Annotated in this window: 10 protein-coding genes; 7 read left to right on the top strand and 3 right to left on the bottom strand. The window is 65.1% G+C overall.

What is annotated here, in order from left to right; all coding sequences use genetic code 11:
* The coding region (locus AC1D0P_RS16070; RefSeq protein ID WP_477677663.1) for a TSUP family transporter at positions 1 to 540 on the bottom strand (540 nt) is incomplete at its 3' end.
* Between the two features lie 518 nt (positions 541 to 1,058).
* Between AC1D0P_RS16070 and AC1D0P_RS16065 the strand changes: the two genes are divergently transcribed.
* Entirely contained in the window at positions 1,059 to 2,279 is a 1,221-nt protein-coding gene (locus AC1D0P_RS16065) for an ABC transporter substrate-binding protein (RefSeq protein WP_477677662.1), read from the top strand.
* Positions 2,280 to 2,442: 163 nt separating this feature from the next.
* Positions 2,443 to 3,195, top strand: a complete 753-nt coding sequence (locus tag AC1D0P_RS16060; protein WP_477677661.1) for a response regulator — start codon at positions 2,443 to 2,445, stop codon at positions 3,193 to 3,195.
* A gap of 3 nt (positions 3,196 to 3,198) precedes the next feature.
* Here the strand turns inward: AC1D0P_RS16060 and mnmC are convergent, their stop codons facing one another.
* A complete protein-coding gene (gene mnmC / locus AC1D0P_RS16055) occupies positions 3,199 to 5,088 on the bottom strand; it encodes a bifunctional tRNA (5-methylaminomethyl-2-thiouridine)(34)-methyltransferase MnmC2/FAD-dependent 5-carboxymethylaminomethyl-2-thiouridine(34) oxidoreductase MnmC1 (RefSeq protein WP_477677660.1) in 1,890 nt (629 codons plus the stop codon).
* Positions 5,089 to 5,097: 9 nt separating this feature from the next.
* Complete coding sequence (locus tag AC1D0P_RS16050; RefSeq protein ID WP_477677659.1) at positions 5,098 to 5,376, bottom strand: oxidative damage protection protein; 279 nt, start codon at positions 5,374 to 5,376, stop codon at positions 5,098 to 5,100.
* 157 nt (positions 5,377 to 5,533) lie between these two features.
* On the opposite strand from AC1D0P_RS16050, the gene AC1D0P_RS16045 reads away from it, so the two are divergent.
* The 5 genes from AC1D0P_RS16045 to AC1D0P_RS16025 form a co-directional block, all read left to right on the top strand.
* Positions 5,534 to 6,583: a sulfate ABC transporter substrate-binding protein gene (locus AC1D0P_RS16045; protein ID WP_477677658.1), complete on the top strand. Its 1,050-nt coding sequence runs from the start codon at positions 5,534 to 5,536 to the stop codon at positions 6,581 to 6,583.
* 144 nt (positions 6,584 to 6,727) lie between these two features.
* Positions 6,728 to 7,327 carry an NADPH-dependent FMN reductase gene (gene ssuE / locus AC1D0P_RS16040; protein WP_477677657.1) on the top strand — a complete coding sequence of 200 codons (600 nt, stop codon included), beginning with the start codon at positions 6,728 to 6,730 and terminating at the stop codon, positions 7,325 to 7,327.
* A 152-nt stretch (positions 7,328 to 7,479) separates the two neighbouring features.
* Complete coding sequence (locus tag AC1D0P_RS16035) at positions 7,480 to 8,526, top strand: sulfonate ABC transporter substrate-binding protein (protein ID WP_477677656.1); 1,047 nt, start codon at positions 7,480 to 7,482, stop codon at positions 8,524 to 8,526.
* A 17-nt stretch (positions 8,527 to 8,543) separates the two neighbouring features.
* Positions 8,544 to 9,554 (top strand): sulfonate ABC transporter substrate-binding protein, encoded by a 1,011-nt coding sequence (locus AC1D0P_RS16030; RefSeq protein ID WP_477677655.1) that lies wholly within the window; start codon positions 8,544 to 8,546, stop codon positions 9,552 to 9,554.
* A gap of 35 nt (positions 9,555 to 9,589) precedes the next feature.
* The coding region (locus AC1D0P_RS16025; protein WP_477677654.1) for an LLM class flavin-dependent oxidoreductase at positions 9,590 to 9,853 on the top strand (264 nt) is incomplete at its 3' end.

The raw sequence follows: 9,853 nt of genomic DNA, 5'->3' as shown, positions 1-9,853 counted from the left end.
GAGCAGCATCAGCACGATCACGCCGATGGCGCCCGCACCGACAGAGGTCAGCGTGACCAGCGTGCCGATGACCGCGCCGAACAGCAGCGGCAGCGCCCAGTGGCGCGCGCGCGTGGCCTCGACGATTTGTTCAGGGGCGATGCTGGTGGGGGCGGTCTTGCCGCGCAAAACCTTGTAGAAGGTGGCGCCGGCCGTCAGTAACAGCGCCAGCCCCAGGGTGGTGGTCATGATGGCCTGGGTGCCCGGATTCGCGGGGCCCAGGCGCTGCAACATATAAAGCGTGGCCAGCGAGGCCGGGATGCTGCCCGCGGCGGTCTGGCCGACGATTTTCCAGTCGACCACCCTGGCGCGCGCCAGGCTCACCGTGCCGCCCATCTTGGTGAAGGCGGCGAACAGCAGGTCGGTGCCTATGGCCAGGTGCGGTTTAATGCCGAAAATGAAGATCAGCAGCGGCGTCATCAACGAGCCGCCGCCCACCCCGGTCAGGCCCACCACCAAACCTACGGCAAAGCCGGCAAATACGAAGGCAAATTCATGCATGCCGGAAAATGTAAGTGTGCCGCTTATAAAAACAAACTACACATTTGTTCTGCCGTTATCTGGATAAGCTTATTCGCGAATATTCATGCGGGTTTCCTCGGGATTTGAGGCGTAAACGGCTTAAAGCAAATCCACAATCGCACATCCGGCACCCCGGTATTCACAATGCACTGGTACAGTCCCTGCTTTTCCCGCTGGCCGCTAAGAGCCCGTTTACGGTCTAAAMGGRGCCGCGTTGGGGTGCAATCGGGATGAGTGGGCCGACCGGGMACGYCGCATGGGCTMATGCCCATGCAAGGGMCTGGGTGGCTCAATCGCCCGATTTCACCCCAACCCGGAGGGCAAGCGCCTTCTCGGGCGGTCTGCRGCGTTGCGGCGCTAACCCATAGCTGTGCTATGGGCAGCGCACCGCGCCTTGCATCCCATCCCGAGAAGGGGCTTGCGCGGCCCCTTTTAGACCGTAAACGGGCTCTGGCGCCGGCTCGACGGATGGCATCGCTCACTTTTTGGAGAAAACCGTGAAATTTGCGAAATCTGCCCTGCTGGGCGGTTTGTTCCTGGCTTTTACGGCCGCCCTGGCGCTGGCGCAGGGTGGCTCGAAAGCGCCCATCAAAATTGGCGAGATCAACAGCTATTCGACCATCCCCCAGTTCACCCAGCCTTACCGCCAGGGCTGGCAGCTTGCCGTGGAAGAGATCAACGTCACCGGCGGCCTGCTGGGCCGCAAGGTAGAGGTGATTGCCCGCGACGACGCAGGCAAGCCCGAAGAGGCCCTGCGCCACGCGATTGAGCTGACCTCCAAGGAAAAGGTCGACGTGCTGGCCGGCGGCTTTTTGTCCAACGTCGGGCTGGCGCTGGCCGACCATGCCCAGAAGAACAAAAGGGTCTTCATCGCCAGCGAGCCGCTGACCGATGCCCTGATCTGGGACAAAGGCAACCGCTACACCTTCCGCCTGCGCCCCGGTACTTATATGCAGGCGGCCATGTTGGTCGAAGAGGCCGCCAAGCTGCCGGCCAAACGCTGGGCCGTGATCGCGCCCAACTACGAATACGGCACCAGCGCCGTCGCGGCCTTCAAGGAACTGCTCAAGGCCAGGCGCCCCGACGTGGAATTCGTCGGCGAGCAGTGGCCCGCGCTCGGCAAGCTGGACGCCGGCACCACGCTGCAGGCCGTCATGCAGACAAAGCCCGATGCCATCTTCAACGTGACTTTCGGCGCCGACCTGGCCAAGCTGGTGCGCGAAGGCAACCAGCGCGGCATCTTCCCGAAAACCCCAGTGGTGTCGCTGCTGTCGGGCGAGCCCGAGTATCTGGACGTGCTCAAGGACGAGACGCCCAAGGGCTGGATCGTGACCGGCTACCCCTGGGACCAGATCGACTCGCGCGAGCACGCCAGCTTCGCCGCCAACTACTACCGCCGCTTCAAGGAATACCCCAAGGTCGGCTCGGTGGTGGGCTACGCCACGATGCAAGCGATTTTTGCCGCCATCAAGAAAGCCAACTCCACCGACAACGAGAAGCTGGTGACGGCGCTGCGCGGCCTGAAGTTCTCCACCCCCTTCGGCCCGGCCGAATTCCGCGCCATCGACCACCAGTCCACCATGGGCGCCTACGTGGGCAAACTGGACCTGCGCGGCAACAAGGGCACCATGGTGCAGTGGCGTTACGCCGACGGCAAGGCCTATTTGCCCAATGACGACTATGTCAAGGCCCGCCGTCCGGCCGAAGCCATGAAGTGACCTTTTGGCAACGCGTACGCCAATTTCAGGGGAATCATGAAAAGGGGCGTGCCGAATCCCCGCATAATCAAGCCCAATGACGAATACGGGTGGTGAGGCTGTCAAGCGGATTTTTGTAAAAGTGTTTGGGTTTGATGACGTCGAGCGTCACGCCCTGAACACGGTGTTTCGCCTTTCCGAAACCAGGCCCACGGCTTACGCTTTGTGGACCGCCGCGGCGCCTGAAGACGCTGGCATGGCCCTGATAGACGGCGACAGCTGGGAAGCCACGCTGGAGCGGGCCAACCCCGCCCACGACGAGCTCAAACTGATCTGGATAGGCGACAACGCGCCGGCCCGAGCCAGCCTGGTGGTCAAGCGCCCGCTGCAATGGGCGGCCGTGATCGAAGGCCTGGACATATTGCTCGCGGCCGATTCGTCGCAAACCCCCGGGGCCGACCTCGACCTGGACCTGCTGTCCGAATCCACCGCGCTGCTGGACCTGGACCTCGACTTTGACTCCGAAGCCCCCACCGCACCTTCGCCGCTGGAAGGGCCCCCGACCGAGCCGCCTGAGCAGGCCCAGGTGCTGGTGGTCGACGCCGACCGCGATGCACGCCTTTACCTGCGCGCCCGGCTGGCCATGGCTGGGATGCTGCTCGTCGACGAGGCCGCCACCGGCACCGAAGCGCTCAAGCTCATGGATACGCGGCTTTACAAACTCGTCATCCTCGACATGGACCTGCCCGACATGGAACGCTGGGAGATGGTCAAGCGCGTGGCAGCCACGCGGCCGCCCGTGGAGTTCCTGATCCTGACCGGCAACAGCCTGTCGCCGCTCGATGCGGTACGCGGCTGGTTTGCCGGCGCGCGCGGCAGCCTCAGCAAACCCCTGCATCCCGGCAAACTCAAATACCTGCTGCGCAGCGCGCGCTAGGCATTAACCGGCTGGCACGCGCTGCGGCGCCAGCGCATCGGCCAGCCGCTGCTCCAGCGGCAAAGGCTCCGCATGCAGCTTCGCGGCCAGCACTTCACCGCACAGCGCGGCAAACGTCAGCCCGCGCGATCCCATGCCGCTGCAGACCCACAAGCCCGGCGCCAGTGGCCCCAGCGCGGGCAGGCGGCTGGGCGTGGCACAGCGCACACCGGCCCAGCTCTTGACCTGGCCCGCCCCAAACTGCGGGGCCAGCGCGTGGGCCGCTTGCGGCAGCAGGGCCTGTAGCCGGCTGAAGTTGTGCTGGTCGTCCTCCGGCCGCGTCTCGGGCCTGGTGTTGTCGCGTTCAAAACTGGAGCCCATGACCCAGGCCAGACCGCCGGCTTCGCCAGGCAAAGGCACGGCGGGCGCCAGGCTGCCGTGGCCGTTCACCGGAAAGGCGGGTAGGGCAGCGGCCATACCGGGCTCGTGACGGCCCCAGCTGACCTGGCCGCGTATGGCTTGCAGCGCGAGCTCGCCGGCCCCCCCATCGGCGTCAGCGGCCAGCGCCCGGCTGGCATAACCGGCYGCCAGCACGACCAGTTCGGCGCGGGCCAGTTCTCGTCCCTGCGCATCCAGAACTTGCCATTGGCCTGCGGCGTGGCTCAGGCGGGTCACCCGCGAGCGGCCCTGCGATTGCACGCCTGGGACGGCCAGCCAGGCGTCGACCAGGGCGGCCGGCCGCACCCAGCCGGCCCGCGCATGCCACAGCGCGGGTGCGTCTGCCGGCAGGCCGCACTGCGCCAGCTGCGCCGCGTCGGCCGGCCGTGACCAATCGCCGGCGGCATCGGCCCACTCCGCTTGCCAGGCCTCGGGCCGCTTGCGCGGGTGCTCCACTTCGTGCTCGAGCACGCCGGTGCGGCCCCAGTCGCCGGCTGGGAGCACGGCTTCCGCTTGCTGCAGTGTGGCGCGTATGCCGTGGCGCGACAGGCGTGAGAGCGGGTTGTCGTCGGGCGAGACATGCGGCGCCAGCAGCCCGGCGGGCAGGCCGGATGCACCGGCGGCCGGTTCTTCGGCCGCATCCAGCACCAGCACCTGCCAGCCCCGGCGCGCCAGGCTGGCCGCCACTGCCGCGCCGGCCAGGCCCGCGCCTATCACCACGCAGCTTGAGGGCGCGCGCCGCTGGGGAGAGGGCTGCGCTTTTTTAGGTTCCCAGGCCGGGTTGAACTCGCCCTGCAAGTTGTCACGCTTGGGCGGTATGCCGGGCACCTTTCGGACCACAAAACCGCATTGCGCCAGCGCGTCGCGCACGCTGCGCGCAATCGTCCAGGTGGCGATGCGCGTGCCGCGCCGGCAGCAACGCGCCACGGCCTTGAAGGTGTGCAGGTCCCAGATGTCGGGATTGCGCTGCGGGCTGAAGCCGTCCAGGTAGACCGAATCAGCCTCGAAGGATTGCTCGCGCAGCATGGCCTTGGCGTCACCTATGCACAGCGTCAGCAAGACCCGGCCGCCTTCAAACACCAGGCGATGAAAACCCGGCAGCAGGCCCCAGAGCTGGGCCCGCAGCTGTTCGGCGAAGGGAATCAGCTCAGGATGCGTCTGCGCGCTGCGCAGCACGTCGGCGGCGCTGGCCGGGAAGGCCTCGGTCGAGACGAAATGCAGCAGCAGCGGGCGATTTGGGTCGGCCTTCCAGGCGGCCCAGGTGACTAGGAAGTTCAGGCCCAGGCCGAAGCCGGTTTCCAGCACCGTCCATTGCGGCTGGCCGTCCCAGGCTTCAGGCAGGCCGCAGCCTTTGAGGAAGACCTCGCGGGCCTGGTCCAGCCCGCCCAGTTCGCTGCGGTAGCGGTCGCCGAAGCGCGGGCTGAAGGGGCTGCCGCCAGCCGTGCCGTCGTCCAGCCACTCAATGCGCTCAGGCATGCCGCCAGATCAGGCGGTGGGTGTGGGGGGAACGTAACCCTGGACGGCATCGGCGCCGTCGCCAAAGAAGTGTTTCTCCATCTGGCGCGCCAGGTACTGGCGGGCCCGGGCGTCGGCCAGGTTCAGGCGGTTTTCATTGACCAGCATGGTTTGCTGCTTCATCCATTCCGCCCAGGCTTCCTTGCTGACCTCTTCCCAGAGGCGTTTGCCCAGCGGGCCGGGGTAGGGCGGAAAGTCCAGGCCTTCGGCTTCTTTACCGAGCTTGATGCATTTGACGAGGCGTGCCATGGCGAGAGTTCTTTCGTGTATCGGGGGGATTTAAGAGGAGTCTAAGGATGTTTACAGAATAAAGAACTGAGTTTTTATTCGTTCCGGTTTTCAAGTGCTGCTTCCAGAATCCATTTTGTTCGCATTTACCTGCATTTTTCTGGAAAAGAGAGCAACCATGACTTCACGCCGCAACTTTATCAATGTTTCCACCCGAACCGCCGCCGCCTTGGGTTTGGGTTTGACGCTGGCAGGGTCACTGCTGACGGCCCAGGCCCAGCAGCCGCCCAAGCCGCCCGTCACGCTGCTCAATGTCTCTTAYGACCCGACMCGCGAGCTTTACGTCGAATACAACGCCGCTTTCAGCAAATACTGGAAGGCCAAGACCGGCCAGGACGTGACCATCAAGCAGTCGCACGGAGGCTCCGGCAAGCAGGCGCGCTCCATCATTGACGGCCTGGACGCCGACGTCGCCACGCTGGCCCTGGCCGGCGACACCGATGCGCTGGTCAAAAACGGCGGCTGGCTGTCGGCCGACTGGCAAAAGAAGCTGCCGCACAATTCCTCGCCCTACACCTCCACCATCGTGCTGGCCGTGCGCCAGGGCAATCCCAAGGGCATCAAGGACTGGGACGACCTGGTCAAGCCCGGCATCAACGTGATCACGCCCAACCCCAAGACCTCGGGCGGCGCCCGCTGGAACTACCTGGCCGCCTGGGAATTCGCCAAACGCAAATACGGCAGCGACGCCAAGGCCAAGGAATTTGTCRCCAAGCTCTATAGCAACGTCTCGGTACTCGACACCGGCGCCCGCGGCTCCACCATCACCTTCGCCCAGCGCGCCCAGGGCGACGTGCTGATCGCCTGGGAGAACGAGGCGTATTTGCTGGAGAAAGAGTTCGGCGCCAAGTTCGACGTGGTCGCACCCTCGCTGAGCATCCTGGCCGAGCCCGCCGTCGCCGTGGTCGACAAGAACGTGGACAAAAAAGGCACGCGCGCCGTCGCCGAGGAATACCTGAAGTACCTGTATTCCGAGGAAGGCCAGGACATCGCCGGCAAGAACTTCTACCGCCCGGCCGTCTCGCAAAAAGCCATTGCCAAGTACGCCAAACAGTTCCCCAAGCTCAACCTGTTCACCATAGACCAAGCCTTCGGCGGCTGGACCAAGGCGGATAAAGAGCATTTCGCCGACGGCGGCTCCTTCGACCAGATTTACACCAAGAAATAAGCTCCCCCCGAAGCGGCCTCTGGCCGCCTCCCCCCAGGGGGCGCCCGCTGCGGCCCGGCTAAGCCGGTTCCGCGCCGGCACTGGTAGGGAAGATCTCGCACATGTCGCTTGGCCACTAAGGCAGATCAGGAAGAAAACTCAACAATGTCCGCACAACAATCCATTCTGCTGATTGCCGGCAGCCCATCCGAGCAATCGCGCTCGTCAGCGCTGCTTGATTCAGTCAGCCACCGGCTGGCCCTGCGCGGCGGCCTCGTGGTCGAGCGCCTCAATATCCGCGAACTGCCGGCGCAGGCGCTGCTGCTGGCCGAATGGGGCCACCCGGCCATAGTCAAGGCGATTGAGCAGATCGCCAGGGCGCGCGCCGTCGTCGTGGCCACGCCGGTCTACAAGGCGGCTTACAGCGGCCTGCTCAAGGTGCTGCTGGATTTGCTGCCGCAGACCGCGCTGAAAGAAAAAACCGTGCTGCCGCTGGCCACCGGCGGTAGCCCACACCACATGCTGGCGCTCGATTACGCCTTGCGCCCTGTGCTGCAGGCACTGGCGGCCCGCCACATCCTGCCCGGCGTTTACGCCACCGATTCGCAGGTGCCGCAGTCGGCCGACAAGCGCTACGAGGTCGGCCCCGAGATCGCCGTGCGGCTGGACGACGCGGTGCTGACCCTGCTGGCCGAAAGCTTTCGCCAGCCGGCGACGGCTGGTTTTGAGCCGGTGCACTTTTCCCGGGTGCGATGTAGCGTCTGACGCCTCACCGGAGGGCGCAGGCTGAGGTTGGCCTGCACCTCCGAATTCCCAAGACGCAGATTTTTTAAACCGCCTCGCGGGCGGCCGGGGAGAGGCTTTGCCCTGCCGTCGTCGCGTACCCGGAAAAAGACACCCTTGAAATGGACATGAACATGAGCATTACTTCCGACTACGTATCGAACATTGAGCCCAGTGTTTCACCCGGCATTCCGGATCAACGAACGCCCAAGGTACGCACCTGGCTCGACTTCGGCCTGACCCTGCTGCTGGCCGCACTGCTCGCAGGCGTCATCACCTTGCTGAGCCTGCCCGTGGCCCATGCGCAAGAGAAAGTCGAACTACGCATCGGCTACCAGAAGGCCGCCAGCCTGTTTGTGCTGCAAAAAGCCCAGGGCACGCTTGAAAAACGTTTGCTGCCGCTGAACGCCAGCGTCAAGTGGGTGGAGTTCCCGGCCGGCCCGCAACTGCTCGAGGGCCTGAATCTGGGCTCGGTCGACGTCGGCTATGTGGGGGAAGCGCCGCCCATCTTCGCCCAGGCCGCCGGCGCCAAGTTCGCCTACATAGGCTACGACCCGGCCGCGCCTGAGGCCGAAGCCATCGTCGTACCCAAGGACTCGGCCATCAAATCGGTGGCCGAACTCAAGGGCAAAAAAGTCGCCCTCAACAAGGGCAGCAATGTGCATTACCTGCYGGTCAAGCTGCTTGAGAAAAACCAGCTCAAGCTCAGCGACGTCCAGCCCGTCTACCTGCCACCCGCCGATGCGCGCGCCGCCTTTGAAAGCAAAAGCGTGGACGCCTGGGTGATCTGGGACCCCTTCACTGCCGCCGCTGAAAAAGCCATAGGCGCGCGTGTGCTGGCCGATGGCAAAGGCGTGGTCAACAACTACCAGTACTACCTGGCCGAACGCAACTTCGTCGCCAAAAACCCCAAGGTCATCCAGGCCCTGTTTGACGACTCGGTGGAGCGCGGCGCCTGGCTCAAGGCCAACCTCAAAAAGGCGGCCGAGCTGATCGCGCCGCTGCAGGGCCTGCCGGTCGACGTGGTCGAACTCAGCCTCAAGCGCTATGAGTTCAAGGTCCAACCCGTGCCCGCCAGCGTGATCGCCGACCAGCAAAAACTCGCCGACACCTTCTTCGAACTCAAGCTGATCCCCAAGGCCATCGCCGTCAGCGACGCCGCCTACAAACCGGCTCCCTGAAACCAGGACACCGCAGCATGAACACCTCCACACCACTCCAACTGCGCCGCCGCTTTCTGCAGATCGTCGCCACCACCGCCTCGCTGTGGGGCCTGGGCTTTCCGCGCGCCAACGCGCAGTCCGCCGCCAAGGCCGAAAAAGCCCCCGAGCAACTGCGCATCGGCTACCAGAAGTCCGCCGTCAACCTGGTCATCCTCAAGCAGAAAAGCGTGCTCGAAAAACGCTTTCCCAACACCAGGATCACCTGGGCCGAATTTCCGGCCGGGCCGCAGCTGCTCGAAGCGCTGTCGGTCGGCAGCCTGGAGTTCGGCCTGACCGGCGATTCCCCGCCCGTGTTCGCGCAGGCCGCCGGCAAGGACCTGGTCTATGTCGGCGTCGAGCCGCCCAAGCCCGACAGCTCGGCCATCCTGGTGCTGGGCGATTCACCCATCCGCAGCCTGGCCGGCCTCAAGGGCAAAAAAATCGCGCTGCAAAAAGGCTCCAGCGCCCACTACCTGCTGGTGCGTGCGGTCGACAAGGCCGGCCTCAAGTGGGACGACATCCAGCCCATCTACCTGGCGCCCGCCGACGCGCGCGCCGCGTTCGAGCGCAGAAGCGTGGACGCCTGGGCCATCTGGGACCCGTTCTACGCCGCGATCGAACTCGCCATCAAGCCGCGCGTGCTGGCCACCGGGCGCGAGCTGTCGAGCAACAACTCCTTCTACCTGGCCTCGCGCCCCTTTGCCACGCAGCATGTGCAGACGCTGTCCGCCTTGTTTGAAGAGCTGAGCCGCGCCGACGCGCTGGTGCAAAGCGACCGAAAAGAGGCCATCAAGCTGGTGTCGGAGTTCAGCGGGCTGGACGCCGGCGTGGTGAGCCTGTTCATCCAGCGCCGCCCGGTGTCGCCCGTGGGGCCGCTCAACGCGATCGCCATCGCCGACCAGCAGCGCGTGGCCGATGCCTTTCTGCGCCTGGGCCTGATCCCGCGGCCTGTGAAAGTGGCCGACATCGTGTGGCGGCCTGAAGCCACGCAGGTCGCGCGCAAATAAGCCCCCCACAAGACGCAGCACACAAGGAGTTTTTCATGCAGGTTTTCTGGTTCATTCCCACCCATGGCGACAGCCGCTACCTGGGCACCGGCGAAGGCGCGCGCGAGGTCAGCCACGACTACCTCAAGCAGGTCGCCACGGCCGCCGACACCCTGGGCTACGAAGGTGTGCTGATTCCCACCGGCCGCTCCTGCGAAGACCCCTGGGTGGTGGCCTCCAGCCTGTTGCCCGTCACCAAAAACCTCAAGTTCCTGGTGGCCGTGCGGCCCGGCCTGCACCAGCCCAGACTGGCCGCGCGC

Source organism: Polaromonas sp. P1_G2, assembly GCF_056405515.1.
Note: the sequence above shows the minus strand (reverse complement) of the source record. Positions and strands in the feature narration are given on the sequence as shown.